The 23,698-nt window shown below is 61.7% G+C and carries 22 protein-coding genes; 9 read left to right on the top strand and 13 right to left on the bottom strand.

Annotated elements, in window-relative coordinates:
* Positions 1–5 precede the first annotated feature (5 nt).
* The 6 genes from CVE41_RS00335 to CVE41_RS00310 form a co-directional block, all read right to left on the bottom strand.
* Positions 6–725 carry a cistern family PEP-CTERM protein gene (locus CVE41_RS00335; protein ID WP_100258888.1) on the bottom strand — a complete coding sequence of 240 codons (720 nt, stop codon included), beginning with the start codon at positions 723–725 and terminating at the stop codon, positions 6–8.
* A gap of 128 nt (positions 726–853) precedes the next feature.
* The gene (pth, locus tag CVE41_RS00330) at positions 854–1,426 is read right to left on the bottom strand and encodes an aminoacyl-tRNA hydrolase (protein ID WP_100258887.1); all 573 of its coding nucleotides are present in this window, start codon (positions 1,424–1,426) and stop codon (positions 854–856) included.
* Positions 1,427–1,471: 45 nt separating this feature from the next.
* Positions 1,472–2,467: an SDR family oxidoreductase gene (locus CVE41_RS00325; RefSeq protein ID WP_100258886.1), complete on the bottom strand. Its 996-nt coding sequence runs from the start codon at positions 2,465–2,467 to the stop codon at positions 1,472–1,474.
* Between the two features lie 114 nt (positions 2,468–2,581).
* Positions 2,582–3,280, bottom strand: coding sequence for a 50S ribosomal protein L25/general stress protein Ctc (locus tag CVE41_RS00320; RefSeq protein WP_100258885.1), 699 nt, complete (start codon positions 3,278–3,280; stop codon positions 2,582–2,584).
* 114 nt (positions 3,281–3,394) lie between these two features.
* Positions 3,395–4,276 carry a TraB/GumN family protein gene (locus CVE41_RS00315; protein WP_100258884.1) on the bottom strand — a complete coding sequence of 294 codons (882 nt, stop codon included), beginning with the start codon at positions 4,274–4,276 and terminating at the stop codon, positions 3,395–3,397.
* Positions 4,276–5,193 (bottom strand): TraB/GumN family protein, encoded by a 918-nt coding sequence (locus CVE41_RS00310; RefSeq protein ID WP_100258883.1) that lies wholly within the window; start codon positions 5,191–5,193, stop codon positions 4,276–4,278. The genes CVE41_RS00315 and CVE41_RS00310 overlap by 1 nt, the downstream gene beginning before the upstream one ends.
* A 210-nt stretch (positions 5,194–5,403) precedes the next feature.
* Between CVE41_RS00310 and CVE41_RS00305 the strand changes: the two genes are divergently transcribed.
* From CVE41_RS00305 to ppdK, 3 genes are all read left to right on the top strand, one after another.
* Positions 5,404–6,303 carry a glycine--tRNA ligase subunit alpha gene (locus CVE41_RS00305; protein ID WP_100258882.1) on the top strand — a complete coding sequence of 300 codons (900 nt, stop codon included), beginning with the start codon at positions 5,404–5,406 and terminating at the stop codon, positions 6,301–6,303.
* Positions 6,300–8,615 (top strand): glycine--tRNA ligase subunit beta, encoded by a 2,316-nt coding sequence (gene glyS, locus CVE41_RS00300; protein WP_100258881.1) that lies wholly within the window; start codon positions 6,300–6,302, stop codon positions 8,613–8,615. The genes CVE41_RS00305 and glyS overlap by 4 nt, the downstream gene beginning before the upstream one ends.
* A 119-nt stretch (positions 8,616–8,734) precedes the next feature.
* Positions 8,735–11,398, top strand: coding sequence for a pyruvate, phosphate dikinase (ppdK, locus tag CVE41_RS00295; protein WP_100258880.1), 2,664 nt, complete (start codon positions 8,735–8,737; stop codon positions 11,396–11,398).
* On the opposite strand, the gene CVE41_RS00290 is transcribed toward ppdK, so the two are convergent.
* The gene (locus CVE41_RS00290; RefSeq protein ID WP_100261296.1) at positions 11,395–12,153 is read right to left on the bottom strand and encodes a methyltransferase domain-containing protein; all 759 of its coding nucleotides are present in this window, start codon (positions 12,151–12,153) and stop codon (positions 11,395–11,397) included. The genes ppdK and CVE41_RS00290 overlap by 4 nt on opposite strands.
* 54 nt (positions 12,154–12,207) lie before the next feature.
* Between CVE41_RS00290 and CVE41_RS00285 the strand changes: the two genes are divergently transcribed.
* The 4 genes from CVE41_RS00285 (at position 12,208) to CVE41_RS00270 (ending at position 16,072) form a co-directional block, all read left to right on the top strand.
* Positions 12,208–12,996 (top strand): ComF family protein, encoded by a 789-nt coding sequence (locus tag CVE41_RS00285; protein WP_100258879.1) that lies wholly within the window; start codon positions 12,208–12,210, stop codon positions 12,994–12,996.
* A 345-nt stretch (positions 12,997–13,341) separates the two neighbouring features.
* Complete coding sequence (gene hisI / locus CVE41_RS00280; protein WP_100258878.1) at positions 13,342–13,716, top strand: phosphoribosyl-AMP cyclohydrolase; 375 nt, start codon at positions 13,342–13,344, stop codon at positions 13,714–13,716.
* A 32-nt stretch (positions 13,717–13,748) separates the two neighbouring features.
* Entirely contained in the window at positions 13,749–14,204 is a 456-nt protein-coding gene (locus CVE41_RS00275; RefSeq protein ID WP_100258877.1) for a MerR family transcriptional regulator, read from the top strand.
* 62 nt (positions 14,205–14,266) lie between these two features.
* Positions 14,267–16,072, top strand: coding sequence for an acyl-CoA dehydrogenase C-terminal domain-containing protein (locus tag CVE41_RS00270; protein ID WP_100258876.1), 1,806 nt, complete (start codon positions 14,267–14,269; stop codon positions 16,070–16,072).
* Between the two features lie 63 nt (positions 16,073–16,135).
* On the opposite strand, the gene CVE41_RS00265 is transcribed toward CVE41_RS00270, so the two are convergent.
* The 5 genes from CVE41_RS00265 to tyrS all read right to left on the bottom strand — a co-directional run bounded on the left by CVE41_RS00265 (position 16,136) and on the right by tyrS (position 20,666).
* A complete protein-coding gene (locus tag CVE41_RS00265; protein ID WP_232725728.1) occupies positions 16,136–16,528 on the bottom strand; it encodes a PAS domain-containing protein in 393 nt (130 codons plus the stop codon).
* A 175-nt stretch (positions 16,529–16,703) separates the two neighbouring features.
* The gene (cysK, locus tag CVE41_RS00260; RefSeq protein WP_100258874.1) at positions 16,704–17,621 is read right to left on the bottom strand and encodes a cysteine synthase A; all 918 of its coding nucleotides are present in this window, start codon (positions 17,619–17,621) and stop codon (positions 16,704–16,706) included.
* Positions 17,618–18,922 carry an MFS transporter gene (locus CVE41_RS00255; RefSeq protein WP_100261295.1) on the bottom strand — a complete coding sequence of 435 codons (1,305 nt, stop codon included), beginning with the start codon at positions 18,920–18,922 and terminating at the stop codon, positions 17,618–17,620. Before CVE41_RS00255 ends, cysK begins: the two co-directional genes overlap by 4 nt.
* A gap of 80 nt (positions 18,923–19,002) precedes the next feature.
* Positions 19,003–19,341 carry a PilZ domain-containing protein gene (locus CVE41_RS00250; RefSeq protein ID WP_100258873.1) on the bottom strand — a complete coding sequence of 113 codons (339 nt, stop codon included), beginning with the start codon at positions 19,339–19,341 and terminating at the stop codon, positions 19,003–19,005.
* A gap of 95 nt (positions 19,342–19,436) precedes the next feature.
* Positions 19,437–20,666, bottom strand: coding sequence for a tyrosine--tRNA ligase (gene tyrS / locus CVE41_RS00245; protein ID WP_100258872.1), 1,230 nt, complete (start codon positions 20,664–20,666; stop codon positions 19,437–19,439).
* A 178-nt stretch (positions 20,667–20,844) separates the two neighbouring features.
* Here tyrS and CVE41_RS00240 point away from each other — a divergent pair, with 178 nt between their 5' ends.
* Both CVE41_RS00240 and CVE41_RS00235 read left to right on the top strand, forming a co-directional pair.
* Positions 20,845–21,240 (top strand): DOMON domain-containing protein, encoded by a 396-nt coding sequence (locus CVE41_RS00240; RefSeq protein ID WP_332835720.1) that lies wholly within the window; start codon positions 20,845–20,847, stop codon positions 21,238–21,240.
* Positions 21,237–22,439 (top strand): exo-beta-N-acetylmuramidase NamZ family protein, encoded by a 1,203-nt coding sequence (locus CVE41_RS00235; protein WP_100258870.1) that lies wholly within the window; start codon positions 21,237–21,239, stop codon positions 22,437–22,439. Before CVE41_RS00240 ends, CVE41_RS00235 begins: the two co-directional genes overlap by 4 nt.
* Positions 22,440–22,448: 9 nt before the next feature.
* On the opposite strand, the gene CVE41_RS00230 is transcribed toward CVE41_RS00235, so the two are convergent.
* Positions 22,449–23,630, bottom strand: a complete 1,182-nt coding sequence (locus CVE41_RS00230) for a vWA domain-containing protein (protein WP_100258869.1) — start codon at positions 23,628–23,630, stop codon at positions 22,449–22,451.
* Positions 23,631–23,698 lie beyond the last annotated feature (68 nt).

Below are 23,698 nucleotides of genomic sequence, written 5' to 3'. Positions count from 1 at the left end.
CTGGTTTAGCTGTAGGAGACGGTCGCGAGCGCCGGCTTCACTTCGCGGCGGCGACGGGTGCCGGCGAAGATCATCAGGGCAGCAAGGCCGAAGAGCAGCATCATGTTCGGCTCCGGCACTTCATTGCCAGAGCTGGTGCTGGTCGTAACCTGGCGTCCGCTGGCGGAAGAGATGGCGCCTGCGCCGCTGACCGACTGGTAGCGAACGTAGAAATCGTCGAGAGTGAGGCTGCTGAGCGCGCTATCGAACGAAAGTGCGAGCGTGCCGGAGCCGGATTCGCCACCGGCAACACCACCCCTGTTACCTGCGCACGAGCCGGTATTCGCGGCCTGGAAGCAGACATCGACAGTGCCGATCTGGTTGGGATAATTGCTGTCCGTGTTGGTGAAATTGTAGGTGCCGGTGCTGGTCGCGCCGCTGATCTCCGGGTCGGTGTTGAATGCGAAGCTGGAGACGAGGGAATCGACGCCCGCATCGGTATCGCTCGTATTGGCCATCGAATAGTCGAAATTATAGACATTGCCGACGATGGAAGTCAGCGTGAGGATGAGCTGTGAGCTCAGGCCATCGACCGTGACATCGCCATTCACGAAGCCATCGAAATCGATGGTGAAGCTTTCGCCAACCTCATTAGCGTCGAGCAGGATGGGTTCTGCCGCTGCGGGAGTCGAGGCAAGGAGGCCGAGGCCTGCAACTGCCGAAAACACAAGATTACGCGTATTCATCAAACCATCCCCACCGAAAGGTAAACCTGCCTTTAGCCAAGTTCGTCAGCCCTGTCACTAAAATTGCATTTGGTGAAACCGTTTGAACAGGCTGTTTCATTTGGAGACACGTTTCGTCCCGCGGACTGCTATTCCTCTTGCTGGCGAAGCGCGATTTCGCTCATGAATCGGGCGTCGTCGCCCTTTGCGAGCCAGTCTGCCTCAGCCGAAATTGCGCCAAGCATATCGGTCAGATCGTCCATTTCCGCCTTCGCATAATTGCCAAGGACATGACCGGTAACGCGGTCCTTGCTGCCAGGATGGCCGATACCGATTCGCACGCGGCGGAAATCCGGCCCGAGATGCTGGTTGATGGAGCGCAGCCCATTGTGTCCGGCTAGGCCGCCACCCCGCCGGACCTTGATCTTGAACGGCGCCAGATCAAGCTCGTCGTGAAACACGGTCAGGTCCTCTACGCCCAGCTTGTAAAACCGCAGCGCCTCGCCAACCGACCGTCCGCTATCGTTCATATAGGTTGCAGGCTTTAGCAGCAGGATTTTCTCGCTACCGATGCGGCCTTCCTGCGCCCAGCCGGAGAACTTCTTCTGCACCGGCCCGAAGCCGTGCATCTCCGCGATCACGTCGCACACCATGAACCCGATATTATGCCGGTGAAGGGCGTATTTGGGTCCGGGATTTCCTAGGCCAGTCCAGATCTGCATGGGCCAGCGCCATAAAGCCTGCGCGCGTCAGGGCAAGTCGCAGCGTCAGTCGTGCACGGCCTTCACCAAGGGGCCGAGGAAGGGCGAGCCGCCGAGCCAGTCGACCTGTGTCCGCGCGCAGACCTCGTTGATCGCCGCCTGCGGGATGCTTCCGCCACTGACGGGAACGCGGACGGGCCGCGTGCCCGCCGGCATGGCGAGGACACGGGCCATGGCGCGCGGTACGTCCATCGGATCCGCACTGCGACCTGAACCGTCTTCCTGCCCCATCCGCGCAACCACCTGCGGATAGCCGGAGGTGTGCACGCCATCCGCACGGTCCTTCAGCTCGCCCGAATAGCGGTTGCGATTGACCCAGACCTTGGTCGGATAACCGCCGGGCTCGATGACCGTGACTTCGATATTGTGGGGCACCAGCTCGTAGGCGAGCTGTTCGCCCATCGCTTCCACGGCGAACTTGGTCGCCGAATAATGCCCACCATAAGGAATGATGACCCGGCCGAGCTGGCTGGAGATACTGAAGATATGGCCGCTCTTGCGCGACCGCATTCCCGGCAGGACTGCCCGAACGAGCCGGTGATAGCCGAAGACATTCGTATCGAATGCAAGCTTCGTCGCTTCCATGTCCTGTACTTCGACGGGGCCGGTGATCCCGATGCCTGCATTGTTGACGAGCACGTCCATGGGGCCACCATTGATACGCTCCGCTTCGGCGACGGCGGCGAGAACCATTTCGTCATCGAGCACGTCCAACTCGATCACGTGCAGGTCGAGGTTCTTTTCGGCCGCCAGCTTCTCCAGTTCCTCAGCCTCGGCGCGGGGAAGGTTGCGCATTGTGGCGAACACTTTTGCGCCGAGTTCGGCGAAGTGGACGGCGCTCAGCCTGCCGAACCCGCTGGAGCAGCCTGTAATCAGGATCGCCTGGCCCGACAGGTCCGGCGGACTGGGGACGGTCTCGCCCTGCGCTTTTGTGGTAGCGGCGGCGAGGGCCCCGGTGGCGGCTGCCCCTGCGAGAAGGGTGCGGCGATTGATCGACGGCATGGGCTTGGCTCCTTGTTCGCCAGCCAGCCTAACGCATCATCTGCATAAACGAAAACGCCGGACTTCGTGGTGAAGCCCGGCGTTTCGATTTTTCCGGATCGGAAGGAGGGGCGATTACTCGCTCTTGTCTTCCTGTTCCTCGGCCGCGTCTGCGTCCGGACCTTGCTCGGTAGCAGCGGTTTCGCCAGCTTCCATGCCTTCGCCGGTCTGGTCTTCGCCTTCGCCTTCGGTTTCCGACTTCTTCAGAGCGGACGGAGCAACGAGAGTGGCGATGGTGAAGTCGCGGTCGGTGATCGCGCTTTCGCTACCTGCGGGCAGCGTAACTTCGCTGATGTGGATCGAATCGCCGACTTCCTTGCCGGTGACGTCGATTTCGATTTCGCCCGGGATCTTGTCGTTTTCGCAGACCAGTTCCAGCTCGTGACGGACAACGTTGAGAACGCCGCCCTTCTTGAGGCCCGGCGAAGCTTCTTCGCTGATGAAGACTACGGGGACCGAAACTTCGATCTTGCCGCCCTTGACCATGCGGAAGAAGTCAACGTGCTCGGGGCGATCGTTGACGGGGTGGAGCGACACGTCCTTGGGAAGGGTCTTGATCTTCTTGCCGCCGAGTTCGATTTCGACGATCGAGTTCATGAAGTGGCCGGAGTTGAGCTGCTTGACCAGCTCCTTGGCTTCAACGTGAATCAGGGTGGGTTCTTCCTTGCCGCCATAGATTACGGCGGGGACGCGGCCTTCACGACGCAGTGCACGGGAGGCTCCCTTGCCAGCCCGTTCGCGCGCCTCGGCCGGAAGTGTCAGAGCATCGCTCATGTCGCTTACCTTTCGAATGCATTTGAGTACTTCGGTCCGCCACGCCTCCAGGGATGACCATGACGCCGAAGGGCGCGCCTATAGCGGTATCGAGCGCAAAAGCAAGCTCGAAGCCTACTGGATGCGCCTGATCGTGAAGCCGCGCTGTTCCAGAAGCGACTGGACGCTGTCTTTGCCCAGCAAATGCCCCGCGCCTACTGCTATCAGCGGCTTGTCCGATGCACTGAGCAGGTTTTCGATCTGAGCGGCCCATGCCCTGTTACGCTGGACGAGCAAGGCGTCCCTTAGTTCTGGATCGGCAAGGAGTCCCTGCCGGGTGGTCTGCTCCAGCGCGGGAAGATCGCCGCGCGACCAGATCGCCGCGAGATCGACGCGATCCTCTGGCTCCTTCGCCACCTCTTCGATAATTGCCTGGAGCAAGTCGCGCTGTTCCTTTTCGGGCAGGCCATCGAATATGGAGAGCTGCAGTCTGGCGCCTTCGAGCTCGACAATCTCGCGATCCTGGAATTGTTCGAGCAGGACCTTGTCGGCACCATATTCGCTCGAATGGGCGCGCCCGAACTCGGCGAGGGCAAGGGCGGCGGCCCATGTCTCCATCGGGTCGAACGAGCCTGCATCGACACCTTCGCGGTTTTCGATTGCCCTCAGCCTATCGCGCGATAGCGGATCGACCCGTGCGTAAAGCGGTGAACCGGGCGGGCCATCGTAGGCGAGCGAGCGGAACAGTTCCTCCAGTCCGCGCCGATCGTCCAGACCCGACACCTCCACCACCAGCATATCGGCATCGGCGGCGATGTCTTGAAGCTGGGGGGATTGCCAGTCCAGATCGCTGGGCAGGGCGTGCACAGTCCCGAACAACCACCCCTCGGTCAGGTCATCGGGGCCGGTGATCTCCCATGCGGCCGGATATTCGGCAGCGGGATCGTCGTCATCCCTATCGCCCTGACAGGATGCCAGCGCGAGAACAGAAATCAGGGGCAGGGCCCAGCGCGCCATCAGCGGATACGGGTTACCGTCAATCCGCGCGTTTCGAGGAAGGACTGGACGCTCTTCTCTCCCGCGAGGTGGCCCGCACCGACGGCGACGAAGACAGTGCCGGATTGATCCATCCTGTCGTCGATCCAGTCGGCCCATCTAGCGTTGCGATCGTACAGGAGGGCGGAAGCGAGCGTTTCGTCGGAAAGGCCGGCATTCATGATCGTGGCCAGTTCCTCCACATCGCCATCCATCCATTCGACGACCATCCGGTCGACCATTTCGATCATGGCGTTCGGATTGCGCGCCGAGGACATCAGGAACTCGATCTGCGCTTCCTGCGGCAGGGCATCGAAAATGGCGATCTGTCCTTCTAGGGTTTCGAACGCTTCGCGCTTTCGGTCCGTCCCGCCGTTGGTGTCGATGATCTTCTCGACGCCGCTTTCCGGATCGTAGCCCTTTTGCAGCAACGGCAGGATGGCCATCGTCATTCCGGCGAACCACGGTTCGAACCGATCGAATGCACCGGGCGGCATGCCGAGCGAGCCAAGCGCGCTTTCATAGGCCACGCGGTCTTCTTCGGTGAGCATGTCGCGCAAGGAACTGTCGGCGCGAAGCGTGGCATTGCGGGCGATCGCAAGCTGGCTGGCCGGATCGTTCATTTCGTCCGGCAGTATCTCCGTCACAATGGTATCGGAAGCGGCGAGGGCGCTGGAAATCTCCTCGTCGAACCATTCGATATCGTCGGGCAAGGCATGCACCGTCCCGAAGAGGTATATCTTCGTGTCGGCGTCGGACACGCTCCATATTGCCGGGCCGCTCGATACTTCCTCGACCGGCGCAGCCGCCGTTTCGACGGGCGCGCCATAAGCACAGGCGGAGATCGACAGGAGCCCGAATACCGAGGCGGCCATCGTAAAAGTCTTGCGCTGGGTCATTGTCGTTTCGTCCAATCCTAGTCGGTCAGCTACTCTAGTCGCTCCGGCCGATCTGACAGACCACGCAACGGGCCGTCCTGACAAGCGGAAAAACCGTCTATGCCATCTTGTTCCGGCTCAAGAGCCCTGGTGCAATCGCCCCTTGGCCGGTCGTGGCCGCGTTGCATTGCGGCATTGACCCGTTTTCGCCCTTGCGCCATTGCGCCGCGCATGGACCGCAATCCCCAAAAATCCTTCCAGGATATGATCCTTGCGCTGCACGATTTCTGGAGCGCGCATGGGTGCCTGATTCTCCAGCCCTACGACATGCGTATGGGCGCGGGCACCTTCCACACTGCCACTACGCTGCGCGCGCTGGGGCCGGAGCCGTGGAACGCGGCCTTCGTGCAGCCCTGCCGCCGCCCGACAGATGGTCGCTATGGCGAGAACCCGAACCGCCTGCAGCACTATTACCAGTATCAGGTAATTCTGAAGCCGAGCCCGCCGGACATCCAGGACCTTTACCTTGAAAGCCTGCGCGTGATCGGCATCGATCCACTGAAGCACGATATCCGCTTCGTGGAAGACGACTGGGAAAGCCCGACGTTGGGCGCATGGGGGCTGGGCTGGGAAGTCTGGTGCGACGGGATGGAGGTGACCCAGTTCACCTATTTCCAGCAGATGGGCGGCTTCGACTGCAAGCCTGTCGCGGGCGAGCTGACCTACGGCCTCGAACGCCTCGCCATGTACATCCAGGGCGTCGACAACGTTTATGACCTCGATTTCAACGGGCAGGGCGTCACCTATGGCGACGTCTTCCTCGAGAACGAGAAGCAGATGTCGAAGTGGAATTTCGAGGTCGCGGAGACCGACGCGCTGTTCGACCTGTTCAACAAGGCCGAGGCCGAGTGTAAGAACGCGCTTGCGCACAACGTCCCTATCGCCGCCTACGAGCAGGCGGTGGAGGCGAGCCACATCTTCAACCTCCTCCAGGCGCGCGGGGTGATCAGCGTGCAGGAACGTGCCAGCTACATGGGCCGCGTCCGCGACCTCGCGCGCGGGGCTTGCGAAGCGCATATGGAAAAGGAAGCGCCCGTGTGGGCCGAGAAATATCCGGAGTGGTCGAAATGAGCGACTTTCTCCTCGAACTGCGCAGCGAAGAAATCCCCGCCCGTATGCAGGCCGGTGCGCGCGCCGAGCTCGAAAAGCTGTTTCGCCGCGAGATGGATGCCGCCGGTGTCGAATGCGGCGAGATCACCGTCTGGTCGACCCCGCGTCGCCTCGCGCTGATTGCGCGCGGCCTGCCGGAAGCCACCGAGGCGGTCAGCGAAGAGTTGAAGGGGCCGCCGGTTGGTGCTCCCGACCAGGCGCTTGATGGTTTCTGCCGCAAGGCGGGCGTCGATAAGGGCAATCTCGAAACGCGCGACGTGAAGGGCAGGGCGACCTATTTCGCCGTGAAGAACGTGCCCGGCCGCGCGACGAAGGACCTGCTCGCCGAGGCGATCCCCGCGATCATCCGCGACTTCAGCTGGCCCAAGTCGATGCGCTGGGGCGCTGCCTCTATCAGCACCGAGAGCCTACGCTGGGTACGCCCGCTGTCGGGCATCGTCGCGCTACTGGGTGACGACGTAGTCGAATGTGAGGTGCATGGCGTTACCTCCGGCTCGGTCACGCTCGGTCACCGCTTCCACCATTCGGGCGACATCACCATCGGCAATGCCGACGATTACGCGAAGAAGCTGCGCGCCGGGCACGTTATCGTAGACCATGCGGAACGGCAGGACCTGATCCGCTCGGGCGCGGCAAAGGTTGCCTCCAAAGCCGGTCTCAAGCTGGTCGAGGACGAGGGGCTGGTGATCGAGAACGCGGGCCTCACCGAATGGCCGGTCCCGCTGCTCGGCCGGTTCGAGGAAGACTTCCTCGAGGTCCCGCCCGAGACGATCCAGCTGACCGCGCGCGTGAACCAGAAGTATTTCGTCTGCGAGGACGAGGCGGGCGAGCTCGCCAACGCTTTCATCTGCACCGCCAATATCGAGGCGGAAGACGGCGGCGCGCGCGTGGTCGACGGCAACCGCAAGGTCCTCGCCGCCCGTCTGTCCGACGCGCGCTTCTTCTGGGACGTCGACCGCAAAAAGACCCTCGCCGAACACGCCAAGGGCCTCGAGCGCATCACCTTCCACGAGAAGCTGGGCACCGTCGCCGACAAGGTCGAACGGGTGGCGAAGCTGGCCCGCTGGCTGGTCGAGGAAGGCGTGGTCAAAGGTGCCGATGCGGACATGGCCGAACAGGCCGCGCGCCTCGCCAAAGCCGACCTCGTCACCGAAATGGTCGGCGAGTTCCCTGAACTGCAGGGCCTCATGGGCGGCTACTACGCCCGCGCCGAGGGTCTGCCCGATGCGGTCGCCGACGCGATCCGCGATCATTACAAGCCGGTCGGGCAGGGCGATGAGGTTCCGAGTGCCCCGGTAACAGTGGCGGTGAGTTTGGCGGACAAGCTGGATACGCTCGCAGGCTTTTTCGTGATCGGCGAGAAGCCCTCTGGCTCAAAGGATCCTTTCGCTCTGAGAAGGGCTGAATTAGCGATTATTCACCTCATCACCAAAAACAGCCTCCGGTCGAGCTGGGAGGATCTACACGCCACAGCGTCTGATGGACACTACGGGAGTGCACTGACCGCTCGTCTCAAGCGCTATGGCGAGAAGCTATTGGGCTTCGACGCCTATCGCTATCCTGACCGACCTGACCAAGATGATTCTATCGGCATCGGTCCTGAGGACGTACACAACTGGTCCTTCGAGGCAGAGAAGGTTAGCCGGGGCATCACTGACGCTCAGAAACCTCTATCAGAATTTCTGATTGACCGCCTCAAGGTCCAGCAGCGCGAGGCGGGCGTTCGCCATGACCTCATCGACGCGGTGTTCGCGCTCGGCGGCGAGGACGATCTCGTCCGCCTGCTCGCGCGGGTGAAGGCGCTCCAGTCCTTTATGGACACCGAGGACGGCGCCAACCTGCTCGCAGGCTACAAGCGTGCCGCCAACATCCTTAAGAAGGAAGACTGGCACGGCGCCGAGGGTGAGATCGCGCGTACCGGCGAGGAAGACCCGTTGGCGCTGGTCGACGATCCCGACATGAAGGCGGTGATCGATGCCAAGATGAACGAGCGTCATGCCAAGGAGCTTTCCTACGAGCCCGAAACGGCTGAAAAGGCGCTGATGGATGCCTTGGCGACTTCGGAGCCGGCGGCGGCGAGGGCCATTGAGGCGGAAGACTTCTCCGGCGCGATGGCGGCTCTCGCTTCCCTGCGCGCACCCATCGACCGTTTCTTCGATGAAGTGACGGTAAATGCGGATGAAGAAAACAAGCGGGCACATCGGCTCGACCTGCTTGCAGCCTTCCGTGCTGCAGTGCACAAAGTCGCCGACTTCTCTCGTATCGAGGGCTAATCCCTTCGATACGAGTGTCACCTTTGGCAGGCCGCCCTTGATCCGCGGAATTCCGCGGGTTCGACGGCAGAAATTGCGGGCGACACACTGTCGCCTTTGTAAACTTTGAGGGATATTACGTGACGGATACAGTCTTCACCTTCGGCGGCGATGCTCCGCATACGAATGCCCGGCAGAAGGACAAGACAGTTACCGGCGGTAAAGGCGCTAATCTTGCCGAAATGGCCAGCATCGGCCTGCCGGTCCCTCCCGGCTTCACCATCGCTACCGAGGAATGCCTCAAATACCTCGAGCATGGCGGCGAGTTCGCTCCTGAACTGCGCAAGGCGATGGAGGTTGCGCTGACCCATATCGAACGCACCGTCGGCAAGGGGTTCGGCGATGCGGCGGATCCGCTGCTCGTCTCGGTCCGCTCGGGTGCGGCTGTTTCGATGCCCGGCATGATGGACACCGTCCTCAACCTCGGCCTGAATGACGAGACGGTGGAAGGCCTCGCGAAGACGTCGGGCGACGAACGCTTCGCCTGGGACAGCTACCGCCGCTTCATCCAGATGTATTCCGACGTGGTGCTTGGCCTCGATCACGGCCTGTTCGAAGAAGCGCTGGAGATAACCAAGGAAGATAACGGCTTCTACGCCGACACGGAAATGTCGGCCGATGACTGGAAGGTGCTGGTCGCCGAGTACAAGCGAATCGTCGCAGAAGAGCACGACGCGCCGTTCCCGCAGGACCCGACCGAGCAGCTCTGGGGCGCCATCCGCGCCGTATTCGACAGCTGGGACAGCGAACGCGCCAAGGTCTACCGCCGCCTCAACGATATTCCCCACGACATGGGCACCGCCGTCAACGTGCAGGCCATGGTGTTCGGCAACATGGGCGATACCAGCGCGACGGGCGTCGCCTTCACCCGCGATCCTTCGACCGGCGAGAAGGCCTATTACGGCGAATGGCTGGTCAATGCGCAGGGCGAGGATGTGGTAGCCGGGATCCGCACCCCGCAGTACCTGACGAAGGCTGCGCGCGAGGCGGCAGGCGCCAAGCCCCTGAGCATGGAAGAGGCGATGCCCGAAGCCTATGCCGAACTGGCGCGCCTGTTCGACCTGCTGGAACGGCATTACACCGACATGCAGGACATCGAATTCACGGTGCAGCAGGGCAAGCTGTGGCTGCTGCAGACCCGCAACGGCAAGCGCACGGCCAAGGCCGCGCTCAAGCTGGCGGTCGACATGGTCGGCGAAGGCCTGATCGACGAAAAGACCGCGATCCTGCGGGTCGATCCGATGGCATTGGACCAGCTTCTCCACCCTACGCTCGACCCCGATGCGCCGCGCGATGTGCTGACCACCGGCCTTCCGGCCTCGCCGGGTGCGGCAAGCGGCAAGATCGTGCTCGATGCCGATACGGCGGAATTGTGGGCCAATCGCGGCGAGAAGGTCATTCTCGTCCGTGTCGAAACCAGCCCGGAAGACATCCACGGCATGCACGCGGCGACCGGCATCCTGACCGCACGCGGCGGCATGACGAGTCACGCAGCCGTGGTTGCGCGCGGAATGGGCCGTCCGTGTGTCTCCGGTGCATCTCAGGTGGCGATCGCGCGTGAAGGGCGGACGCTGACGATCGGTAATCGCGAGCTCAAGGAAGGCGATACGATCACGATCGACGGCGCCAACGGCCAGGTCATGGCGGGCGAGGTCGCCACTATCGAGCCCGAGCTGGCCGGCGACTTCGGCGTGCTGATGGAATGGGCCGACAAGCACCGCCGGATGCGCGTGCGGACCAATGCGGAGACGGAAACCGAATGCCGCATGGCGCGCCAGTTCGGTGCGGAAGGCATCGGCCTTTGCCGGACCGAGCACATGTTCTTCGATGCCGACCGCATCAGCCTGGTTCGCCAGATGATCCTTGCCGAGGACGAGAACGGGCGCCGCGCAGCGCTGGACCAGCTGCTGCCCGAACAACGCAGCGATTTCGTCAAGATCTTCGAAGTCATGGTGGGGCTTCCCTGCACGATCCGTCTTCTCGATCCGCCACTCCACGAATTCCTGCCGCATGGCGATGCCGAGTTCGAGGACCTGGCCAAGGCGACCGGCATTACCGTCGATAAGCTGCGCCGCCGTGCGGGCGAATTGCACGAATTCAACCCGATGCTGGGCCATCGTGGGTGTCGTCTCGGGATCACTTATCCCGAAATCTACGAGATGCAGGCGCGCGCGATCTTCGAGGCTGCGTGCGAAGTCGCCAAGTCGAGCGGCGAGGCACCTGTCCCTGAAATCATGATCCCGCTGGTTGCCACTCGGCGCGAACTCGAATTGCTCAAGGACGTGGTCGACAAGGCGGCCAAATCGGTGTTCGAATCCTCCGGCTGCACTGTCGAATATCTCGTCGGCACGATGATCGAACTGCCGCGTGCGGCGCTCATGGCGGGCGAAATTGCCGAAGTCGGTGAATTCTTCAGCTTCGGCACGAACGACCTTACCCAGACGACGCTGGGCGTCAGCCGCGACGATGCGGGCCGCTTCCTCACGACCTATGTCGACAAGGGCATCTTCGCGCGCGATCCCTTCGTCAGCCTCGATATCGATGGCGTCGGCCAGCTGGTCGAACTGGCGGCAGAGCGGGGCAGGGCCACACGCGCTGACATAAAGCTGGGCATTTGCGGCGAACATGGCGGCGATCCGGCCAGCATCGCGTTTTGCGAGGCTACCGGGCTCGATTACGTCAGTGCCTCGCCCTACCGCGTCCCCATTGCTAGGTTGGCGGCAGCGCAGGCCAGTTTACGCTAGTCTTTCCAGCCGGTTAGGGTCAGAATCTCGAAGGTTTCGATTACCCGGCCGTGATCGTTAGCGCCGGATAGGAATGCCTCTCGCGCTCTTTCGAGAGATGCCTTGCAGAGCGGAGGTGGTGCGGAGGCAAGGCTGGAGCCGAGGCCTTGGTCGCGCAGGTCCTGCACCAGTCGGTCGAGCGATTTGAAGGCCACCTCCACGCTCCGGCTGTCGACCACCTGGCGGCGGAACAGGGCTCTTTGCATGAGCCCGGATGCCGAAGCGTTGTCCACCAGCGGATGCATTCGTGCCGAGGGTCGGTCCGGTTCGGCCGCGATCATGGCGCGGCGCAGGTTCGCAAGGCTTCCAGCGCCGATCAAGCTGGCGAGCAGGATGCCGTCCTGGGCGAGTGCGGCGCGCAGGTGGAGCAGGGCACCAGGCAGGTCGTTCACCCGGCCGAGTGAGGCGAGGCTGACGATCAGGTCGAACGGACCGCTTCGTAGCGGCGCCTCTTCGTCGAGGCTGCGCACGTCCGTCTCTTCAACCGCTGCGCCGTTGCCTCTTAGCGACAGGGCCAGCGTGCCGGTCCAGTCCCCGACCACCAGCACGCGCTTCGGGGCAAGCCGAATGAATTCGAGCCGTTCGAGAACGTCCTCGACCATGTCGTCCATCACGTATCGCGCGGCGTCGCGCTGGGACTGGCGTACCAGCAGGCGGCGCAGGCCTGCGATCCGGCGTTGGCGCGAGAAAATGCGGGGAGGCGACCGTGTTTCCATGCTGGGCGCACTGCCGCTCTTGCCAGCGCGATGCAAGCGCGGCACGACAACGGCATGGGGAGATTAGCCACAATCAGAAAGCATTTGCGCGACGGCGCGGCCCCCGTTGTCGATCTCGTCTATCCCCCGCGCTGTCCAGCTTGCGGCGATGCGATCGGCGAACATGGCGGCCTGTGCCAGGAATGCTGGAGCGGGCTAGCCATTCCGGGCGATCCAAGTTGCAGCCTGTGCCAGCGCCCATTCGGCGAAGGTGCGAGCGAGCAGGAGCGGATATGCGCACCATGCCTCGGCAAGAAACCCATTCACGACGGTATCGCTGCCGGAACGCTATATACGGACATTTCACGCAAGCTCGTCCTCGGGTTTAAGCATGGACGCAAAATCGGCCTTGCACCTTTGCTCGCCCGGCTCATGGCGGCGCGCGTTCCTGCGGGGCCGGAAGGACGGCTGATCGTCCCCGTTCCCCTGCATCGCTGGCGCCTTTGGACACGTGGCTTCAACCAGGCGGCCTTGCTCGGGCGGGAACTTGAACGGGCAGGGCGCGGCAGGATGGTGGTCGATGCGCTGGAGCGGACGAGGGCGACACCCAGCCTCGGCGGGATGGGCGCTAAGGCCCGTGCGAAGATTCTCGGCGGTGCAATAAGAGTTCGCGCGTCCATGGCAGCTCGGCTTGAGGGTCGCGATATTCTTCTGATCGACGACGTGCTGACCAGCGGCGCGACAAGCGAGGCCTGCGTCCGCGCGCTAAAGCGGGCAGGTGCGAAGTCAGTCGTGATCTGCTGTTTCTCGCGGGTCCTCGACGAAGCACTTGCTAGCGCCACGCAACAGAACCTTTCCAAATAACCGAAACGCCCGGAACCTTCCGGTCCCGGGCGCCACGTGACGAAATACACCGGACCCGTCTTGCGACATGATGCAACCCCCCCAGTATGCATCGGGTCCTATCCCTCATCGTTACCGGGTGCGCCGCATTAGTACCCCCATGCGGCAGCGGACCCGGGACCCCCTGAACCTGAGCTATCTCGCGATACCCGTGATCCGGTTGGCAGACCTCACATTGCCTGCGAGAAGGAACATCACCCAAACATCGCGTTCGTTGAATAGGCATTCGCGATTTGGGTCGATTTTGAAACACCCTTGTGGTTATCGTGCAACAAGCTGTCGTATTTTTACAAAACGGACCATTCCATGAGCATTTCCAAGACCGAACGCGAGCAGGGCAAGGTCTTTGCACCCAAGTTCGATGCCAACGGATTACTCACCGCAGTCATCGTGAACGCAGCGAATCGCGAGGTCCTGATGGTCGCTTTCATGGACGCAGAGGCGCTGGACAAGACGCTGGAGACCGGGCTCGCTCACTTTCATTCCCGGTCTCGCGGCAAGCTGTGGTTGAAGGGCGAAACGTCGGGCAATGTCCTGCGGGTCGAAGAGATCATGGTCGACTGTGACCAGGATACCCTGGTCGTCTCCTGCAGTCCGGCAGGACCGACCTGTCATACAGGCGCGACGCGCTGTTTCTATCGCAAGCTCGAAGACGGCGTTCTCCAACCCGTCAATACTTGACGCTTACGTAAACGTTGCGTTAGAAGAGAGGCATGTCTCAGCCTCTCAGAAATCCTTCCGCGAACGAAGATTCCGATCGCCGTCATGCTGGCGCTCATCTCGAACGTCCGGACAAGCTCGAACGTGAGCAATACTCGATCTCCGATCTGACGAGCGAGTTCGAGTGCACGGCGAGGGCGCTTCGTTTCTACGAGGACGAGGGCCTGATCGCTCCCTCCAGGGTCGGTCTGACGCGGATTTATTCCAAGCGTGATCGCGCCCGCCTCGCTTGGATCATGCGCGCGAAGAACGTGGGCTTCTCGCTCACCGAAATCCGCGAGATGATCGACCTTTACGATCTCGACGACGGACGCGCGGAACAGCGCCGCGTTACCCTGGAAAAATGTCGCCGCCACGTGGCCAAGCTCAAGGCACAGCGTGCGGACATCGACAGTTCCATAAAGGAACTGACCGAGTTCATCAGCCTGGTCGAAGACCAGCTCGACTAGTTTCAAACACCTCCCCGGCGAGACCCCCGCCACACGATTAGATATTTCTCCAAGGACTAGACATGCCAATCTACACCGCACCCACCCGTGACACCCGCTTCGTCGTGAACGAGCTGCTGGAACTCGGCAGCTACGGAAACCTGCCCGGTTTCGAAATGGTCAGCGAAGACGTGACCGAAGCGGTCATCAACGAAGGCGGAAAGTTCTGTGCCGAGGTGCTGGCTCCGCTCAATCGCATCGGCGATGAACACGGCTGCGTGCGCAACGAAGACGGCTCGGTCACCACGCCCCCCGGCTTCAAGGAAGCGTTCGACCAGTTCCGCGAGGCCGGTTGGGGCACGATCGCTGCTCCGGAAGAATTCGGCGGACAGGGTATGCCGCACGTTCTCGGCTTCGTGATGGAAGAGTTTATCGCCAGCGCCAACCAGGCGTTCGGCATGTATCCGGGCCTTACCAATGGTGCGATTTCGGCACTGATCGCCAAGGGTTCGCAGGAGCAGAAGGAGAAATATCTCCCCAAGATGATCTCCAACGAGTGGACCGGCACCATGAACCTGACCGAACCCCATTGCGGAACGGATTTAGGCATGATCCGCACCAAGGCTGTGCCGAATGGCGACGGTTCGTATGCGATCACGGGTACCAAGATCTTCATCTCCGCCGGCGAACACGACATGGCGGACAACATCATCCACCTCGTGCTGGCAAAGACCCCGGGCGCACCGGATTCGACCAAGGGCATCTCGCTGTTCGTGGTTCCGAAGTTCATCGTAAACGAGGATGGCACTCCGGGTGAGCGCAACGGCGTTTCGTGCGGCTCGATCGAGGAAAAGATGGGCATCCACGGAAACTCCACCTGCGTGCTCAACTATGACGGTGCGACGGGCTGGATGGTCGGCGAAGAGAACAAGGGACTCGCTGCCATGTTCATCATGATGAACGCAGCGCGCCTCGGCGTCGGCATCCAGGGCCTGAGCCAGGCCGAAGCCGCCTACCAGAACGCAGTCGCCTACGCGCTCGACCGCCGTCAGGGCCGCGCGCTCAGCGGACCGGCAGAGCCCGAAGCGCAGGCCGACCCAATCTTCGTCCACCCCGACGTTCGCCGCATGCTGATGGATGCTAAGGCGTTCACTGAAGGCATGCGTGCCCTGTGCCTTTGGGGTGCGCTTCTCGTTGACCTAACGCACAAGGCCCAGACCGAGGAAGAACGCGAGCAGGCCGACCTGCTGATCGGTCTCATGACGCCGGTCATCAAGGGCTACGGCACCGACAAGGGCTATGAAGTCGCCACCAACATGCAGCAGGTCTTTGGCGGCCATGGCTACATCGAAGAATGGGGCATGAGCCAGTTCGTGCGCGACGCGCGTATCGCGCAGATCTACGAAGGCACGAACGGCGTTCAGGCCATGGACCTTTGCGGACGCAAGCTCGCCCAGAAGGGCGGCGCGGCCGTGCAGGCTTTCTTCAAGGTCGTCGGCGAGGAAATCGCTGCGGCGAAGGAAGTCGAAGCGACGAAGGACATGGCAGAGCAGCTCGAAAAGGCGCTGGGCCAGCAGCAGGCTGCCACGATGTGGTTCATGAACAATGCGATGCAGAACCCCAATCACCTGGGCGCCGGCGCACACCACTACATGCACATCATGGGCATCGTCACGCTTGGCCTGATGTGGCTGAAGATGGCCAAGATCGCCGCAGCCAAGGTCGGCAGCGCGGGCGATGACAAGGCTTTTTACGAACAGAAGCTGGCTACTGCGCGTTATTACATGGATCGCTATCTCCCAGACGCAGGCGCTTTGCGTCGCAAGCTGGAAACGGGTGCGGACAGCATGATGGCTCTGGGCGAAGAAGCCTTCCAGACCGCTGCTTGATCCGGCGCGACAACCAAGACAAGAAGGGGCGGCCAGCGAGCCGCCCCTTTTCGTATGCGGGGGCTAGGCAGCCAGCTGCGCCACCCCGGTAATGTCCCGCGATGTGCACAGGACAGCAACGACAGGTCCCGCAGGCGCGACGAGGGGTTTCAAATGAACGCTCCACCGGCGCGGTGTCCCAGCCGCCGTGGGGCAATCGGCAGTGAATTGGCGTTCATGACCCGATGCCGCACGATTGAAGCTTTCGCGAACCAAATCGCGGTGTTCTGCAGGCCACAGCGACCACCAGGGCTGGCCTTTTACCTCTTCGAAATCGGTGATCTCCATCGCCTTCATCCCGCCGCAGTTCATGTAATCCAGCTCGCCCTGCAGAGTGAGCAGCTTGACGCAGTCCTCGCTCTGTTCCAGCAGGGCGAGGGCGAGATTGCCTCCGGTCAGCCCAACGGCGCAGGCCATGCGCATTGCGTCGAGCTCCGGGGATAGAATCGTCGACGCTGGTATTTTCGTTTCTTGTAGCACCTGTCGTTCCCGTCATTGATGATGGCTCAATGAGGGCGAGAGTCGGACGGGCCGCGAAAAATATTCTGCATTGCGATCTAGGTAAAAGCCCTGATCGCGGTGCTCTTCGCGTTTACTCCGGGAGGAAATCGGGCACCGAAAGATACCTTTCGCCGGTATCGTAATTGAAGCCCATGATCCGCGCGCCGCTATCGAGTTCGGGCAGCTTCTTGGCGATTGCGGCCAGCGTCGCTCCGCTGGAAATTCCGACCAGGATACCTTCCGTGGTTGCGCACTTGCGGGCCCATTCCTTGGCATCTTCGGGATCCACCTGGATCGCGCCATCGATGGCCTGTGTGTGGAGATTTTCCGGCACGAAGCCAGCGCCGATGCCCTGGATCGGGTGAGGGCCGGGCTGTCCGCCGCTGATCACCGGCGATGCCGCCGGTTCTACCGCGAAGGCTTTCATCGCAGGCCATTTTTCCTTCAGCACCTCGGCACACCCGGTCAGGTGGCCTCCGGTTCCGACGCCGGTGATCATCACGTCGATCGGCGTATCGGCGAAGTCGGCCAGGATTTCCTGTGCGGTCGTGCGCTTGTGCACTTCGTAATTCGACGGGTTGTCGAACTGGCTCGGCATCCATGCACCTTCGGTCTGCTCGACCAGCTCATGCGCGCGGGCGATGGCGCCCTTCATGCCGCCTTCCTTCGGGGTGAGGTCGAACTTGGCACCGTAGGCGAGCATCAGGCGCCGCCGCTCGATGCTCATGCTTTCGGGCATGACCAGAATCAGCGTGTAACCTTTCACGGCGGCGGCCATCGCGAGGCCGATACCGGTGTTGCCGCTAGTCGGTTCGATGATGGTGCCACCGGGCTTGAGCAGTCCGGCCTTTTCCGCATCCTCGACCATGGCGAGACCGATGCGGTCCTTGATCGAACCGCCGGGATTGGTGCGCTCGCTTTTCACCCAGACTTCATGGTCGGGGAATAGGCGCGAAAGGCGGATATGCGGGGTTCCACCGATGGTTTCGAGGACGGACTGGGCTTTCATTTGGTCTGCTCCTGCAGCTTTTTATCGGGTGTCTCTTCGTTCAATTCATCAGGCGGGTCGAAGGTCCGCGTCGTGCGCAGTACCGGGAAGATTTTCGACCACAGAGCAACCGTCAGGATAGCGCCTCCACCGCCGCCGACAACCGCTGCCACAGGACCGATGGCATAGGCGAGGCTGCCGGAGAAGAAATCGCCGAATTCGTTCGATGCGCTGATCGTGAGCAGGCTCACCGATGAGACGCGGCCGCGCTTGTCGTCGGGCGTATGCAGCTGGATCAGCGACTGGCGGATATAGACGCTGAACATATCGGCCGCCCCGACGATGAACAGCATGGCAAGGCTGAGCGGCATGGACTTGGAGAGGCCGAACACGATGGTCGCCGCGCCGAATATCGCGACAGCCCATAACATCTTGGGTCCGACGTTGCTCCTGAGGGGGCGGAACGAAAACCACAGAGCGGTCAGGGCCGCTCCGACCGCCGGGGCCATGGCAAGCTGCGCGAGGCCGGTCTCCCCGACCTCCAGAATATCGCGAGCATACACGGGGAACAGTGCAGTCGCACCCGCAAGGAAGACCGCGAAAAGGTCGAGCGTGATCGCGCCAAGCACCATCTTGTTACGCACGACGTAGCGCAAACCCTCCACCATAGAGTGGATCGGGCGCTGGTTCACGGCACGCGGTGGCTGCGGCACCTTGCCGATCATGGACAGCGCGCTGATCGAGACGAGGAACAGGCCGACTGCAACGGCATAGGGCAGAAAGGGCTGAAGAGCGTAGAAATAACCGCCGACCGCCGGTCCAACGATCATCCCGACCTGCCACGATATGCTCGACAGGGCGATCGCATTGGGCAGGATCGCCTTGGGCACCAGGTTGGGTGCGAGTGCGGACAAGGCAGGGCCTGCAAATGCGCGGGCAATGCCGAGAAGGATGGCTACGCCGAAGATCCAGGCCAGCGAGAGCGCGCCGCTCCATGTCAGCCAGGCGAGCAGAGAAGCGCAAACCAGTTGGAGAAGTACCGTCAGCCTGCCGAGATTCCGGCGATCGAAATGGTCGGCAGCCCAGCCGGAAAAAGGCGTCAGCAGGAACAGCGGGACGAATTGGAGGAGGCCAATCAGCGCCAGCTGGCCCGAAGCCTCGGCAACGCCCATGCCGCCGTCGCGCGCGATGTTATAGGTCTGCCACCCGATGATCAGCATCATCGCGTATTGCGCCAATGTCATCGAAAGGCGCGAAACCCAGTAATAGCGGAAGTTGGCGATCCGCAGCGGGGACCTGTCGGGGGAGGGGGGGTCTTCCAGCGTCACCCCAGACGCATGACAGGCGCCCCTTCGCTTGTGAAGAGACGCCTGCTTGCGCGTTTAAAAATGATTGTTGCGGCTTAGCGCAGTTTGCGCAGGCGCGGGTTCGGTTGGACCGTGTCGATCAACGACAGGAAATCGTCCACGCGAATGATGCGCTCGAACTGGAAACCGGCGCGATTGTCGCGGCACCAGATGCAATAGGCTTCGATACGACCGATCACCGGAAGACGGACCACGACGCGATCTCCGCGCGCAACGTCATCGGCATCATCGATCATGAAACCATTGGCCGAAATATTGGCGATATGCATGCGCATGTCGCCCTTGCCGTGGTGTTCGGCAATGACCGGGTGGTCTACCGGGTGGCGCGCCATGCGGCGCTGGTCGGTGACGCTGAGTTGTGCTCCGGCACCCATGCGATACGATCCCTTGTTGATTTAAGCTGCCGACAAAGATGGACCGGAAAGGCAAATATCCGGTTAACCGCAGCTCTTATTCAATTCGGGATGGGTCAACGCCGCAAGATTGCGTGCTTTTTCTTGCCCAACGACAGCTTCGCTTCTGCCCCTTCAGCGACATCGATCAGGTACCCGGGGTCGGTGACGGCCTCCCCGTCCAGCTTTACCGCACCTTCCGCCAGCTTGCGTTTCGCTTCGCCGTTGGATGCCGTGAAGCCCAGCGCGGTCAGCGCAGCGCCGATGCGCACGCCTTCCGCGCCGACTTCGAGAGTCGGCAGGTCGGCACCGGCACCGCCACCGGCAAAGGTTTCCGCAGCGGTCTTTTCGGCAAGCCTGGCGGCTGCCTCGCCGCGCACCAGCCTGGTGACTTCGTTCGCGAGAACCGTTTTCGCCTGGTTGATCTCTGCACCCTCGAGTTTTTCGAGCCGCGCGATCTCATCAAGCGGCATGTCGGTGAACAGGCGCAGGAAGCGCCCGACGTCGCGATCGTCCGCGTTGCGCCAGTACTGCCAGAAGTCGTAATTGGGCAGCTGCTCTTCGTTCAACCATACGGCGCCAGAGGCGGTCTTGCCCATCTTCGCACCGTCGGCAGTCGTCAGCAACGGCGTGGTGAGACCGTAAAGATCGGTCCCGTCCATCCGGCGGGCGAGTTCCATGCCGTTGACTATATTGCCCCACTGGTCGCTGCCGCCCATCTGGAGCCGGCAGTCGTACCTTTGGGCCAACTCGCGATAATCGTAAGCCTGCAGGATCATGTAATTGAATTCGAGGAAGGTCAGCGGCTGTTCGCGTTCAAGGCGCAGCTTAACCGAATCGAATGTCAGCATCCGGTTGATCGTGAAGTGCGGGCCAACGTCCCTCAGCAACTCGATGTAGCCGAGCTGGCTGAGCCATTCGTCGTTGTTGACCATCACCGCATCGGTGGGGCCATCGCCAAAGGTCAGCAGGCGTTCGAAGACCTTGCGGATTCCGGCGATGTTCGCATCGATATCCGCATCGGTCAGCATCTTGCGGCTTTCGTCCTTGCCGGACGGATCGCCAACCTTGGTGGTGCCGCCGCCCATGACCACGATCGGCTTGTGGCCCGATTGCTGGAGGCGGCGCAGCATCATGATCTGCACAAGGCTGCCGACATGCAGGCTTGGCGCGGTAGCATCGAAGCCGATATAGCCCGGCACGACGCCCTTGGTCGCGAGGCTGTCCAGCCCCTCGGCATCGGTGACCTGATGGATATAGCCGCGCTCTTCGAGCACGCGCAGGAGATCGGATTGATAGCTACTCATAACACGTCGCCGCTAGCAGGAAGATGCGTGCATGCAAACGCATGAACTGATCGCGCATCCGGCATTTCCACCTTTGGCGGTGTCTTCAGTTGAGGCGCGGGTTTTCCAACGCGATTCGCAGTGGCTGCGGGTGAGGTGGCGGATCGAAAGTGCCAGTCGACTTGTCCTTCCACCATTCGTGGGTCGAAAGCGCCGCGACGGGCTCTGGAAAACGACCTGTTTCGAGCTGTTCCTGAAGGAGCCGGGATCGCATTCCTATACGGAGTGGAACCTCTCGCCCTCGGAAGGCTGGAATGCCTATGATTTTGCCGGCTACCGACACGGCATGAGCGAGCGACCCGTTTCGGGGGCGGCCGATTGTACGATGCGGCCCGGAAAGGCCTTCGCCGTATTCGATGCCGCGATTCCCGCGCGCATGATTGCCGGAGGGGAGCAGGAGATGAGCATCACCTGCGTGCTGGAGGAAGAAGGGGGCGTCAAAAGCTTCTGGGCGATGAAACATGCGAAAGATCAGCCGGATTTCCATGATCCGGCTTGCTTCGCAGCAAGGCTTGCGGCACCCAGCGCGCCATGAAATTCGGCATCGATCGTCTCCTTACGGAGTCCGACCTTCGCGCCCAGCTCGACAGCAAGCGCGTATCCCTCGTGGCGCATCCCGCCTCGGTCACTGCGCAGCTGGAGCATTCGCTCGATGCGCTGATCGCCAAGGGGGTCAATGTTACCTCGGCATTCGGACCCCAGCATGGCCTGAAGGGCGACAAGCAGGACAATATGGTCGAAACCGCGGACGAGACCGATCCGCGCCACGGCATCCCTATCTTCAGCCTTTATGGCGAAGTGCGCCGCCCGACCGGCCAGATGATGAGCACGGCGGACGTGTTCCTGTTCGACCTCCAGGATCTCGGCTGCCGGATCTACACCTTCGTGACGACGCTGCTCTACCTGCTGGAAGAGGCCGCCAAGGCCGGCAAGGAAGTCTGGGTTCTCGATCGGCCGAACCCGGCAGGCGGTCCCGTCGAAGGAACCTTGCTGGTTCCGGGCCAGGAAAGCTTCGTCGGTGCGGCCCCGATGCCGATGCGGCACGGCCTCACGATGGGTGAAATGGGGCGCTGGTTCGTCGATTACTTCAAGCTCGACGTCGAATATCGCGTCATCGAAATGGAAGGGTGGAAGCCGGGCAGGGGGCCTGGCTTCGGTTGGCCGGAAGGCCGGATCTGGATCAATCCCAGTCCGAATGCAGCCAATGTGAACATGGCTCGCGCCTATGCGGGCACAGTCATGCTCGAGGGGACTACATTGAGCGAGGGGAGAGGCACAACGCGCCCTCTCGAAGTACTGTTCGGGGCTCCGGATGTAGATGCAGCGGCCGTGCTGGCTACCATGCAGGGGATGGCTCCAAGTTGGCTAAGGGGATGCCACTTGCGCGAATGTTGGTTTGAACCGACTTTCCACAAACACTCAGGTACGCTGTGTAACGGCTTGATGATCCACGCAGAAGGTCCGTTTTACGATCATCACGAGTTCAAACCGTGGCGACTGCAGGCCCTCGCATTCAAGGCTATCCGCAACCTCTATCCGGATTACGAATTGTGGCGTGACTTCCCGTACGAATACGAGTTCGACAGGCTGGCGATCGACGTGATCAACGGCGGTCCGTCGTTGCGCGAATGGGTGGACGACAGTGAGGCCGAGCCGGGCGATCTCGATGCTTTGGCAGACGCCGACGAGGCAGCGTGGCGCGAAACCATCGCGCCGCACCTGATCTACAGTTAGGCTTGCTGACTACCCCTGCTTGCGGCTCAATTCGCGCATGGCATCGTCCAGCCCGTCGAGGGTGAGGGGATACATGCGGTCGTTGACCAGCTGCTTCATGATCTTCGTCGACTGTGAATAGCCCCACTGCTTTTCGGGCACGGGATTTAGCCAGACGGTCGCCGGGTAGGTGTTCACCACGCGCTGCATCCACGTGGCACCGGCTTCCTCGTTCATATGCTCCACGCTGCCGCCCGGATGGGTGATTTCGTAAGGGCTCATCGCCGCATCGCCCACGAAGACGATCTTATAATCGTGGCCGTATTTGTGGAGCACGTCCCAGGTTTTGGTGCGCTCCTGCCAGCGGCGGCGGTTATCCTTCCAGACGCCTTCATAAAGGCAGTTGTGAAAGTAGAAGAATTCCAGGTTCTTGAACTCGCTCGTCGCGGCGCTGAAGAGCTCCTCGGTCACCTTGATGAAGGGGTCCATCGACCCGCCCACATCGAGGAACAGCAGCAGTTTGACCGCATTGTGCCGCTCCGGACGCATCCGGATGTCAAGCCAGCCCTGCTTGGCCGTGCCGTCGATGGTCGCGTCGAGATCCAGTTCGTCGGCCGCGCCTTCGCGGGCAAAGCGGCGCAGTCGGCGTAGCGCCATCTTGATGTTGCGCGTGCCCAGTTCCTTGGTGTTGTCGAGGTTCTTGAATTCGCGCTTGTCCCAGACCTTGATTGCGCGTTTGTGCTTGCTTTCGCCGCCGATGCGCACGCCTTCCGGGTTGTAGCCCGAGTTCCCGAAAGGTGAGGTGCCGCCCGTGCCGATCCACTTGTTGCCGCCCTGGTGGCGCTTTTCCTGCTCTTCGAGGCGCTTCTTCAGCGTCTCCATGATCTCGTCCCAGTCACCCAGAGACTTGATCTTTTCCATCTCTTCTTCGGACAGGAATTTCTCGGCCACCGCTTTCAGCCAGTCTTCCGGCACATCGACCGGGTTCTGGCCGTAATCGCTGAGGATACCCTTGAAGACCTTGGAGAAAACCTGATCGAAACGGTCGATCAGCCCTTCGTCTTTCACGAAGGTCGCGCGGCTGAGATAATAGAACGCCTCGGGCGATTGCTCGATAACGTCCTTGTCCAGGGCCTCCAGCAGCGTGAGGTGTTCCTTGAAGCTTGCGGGGATCCCCGCAGCGCGAAGCTCGTCGACGAAATTGAAGAACATGGCATTCTCCTAGCTTTCCTGCCGCCCCGCGCAAACGGGAAAGTGGGAATTTGCCTTAACCCGCTGAT

The organism is Qipengyuania seohaensis (assembly GCF_002795865.1).
In the GTDB taxonomy this organism is placed as follows: domain Bacteria; phylum Pseudomonadota; class Alphaproteobacteria; order Sphingomonadales; family Sphingomonadaceae; genus Qipengyuania; species Qipengyuania seohaensis.
This window is presented reverse-complemented; position numbering and strand designations above follow the sequence as displayed.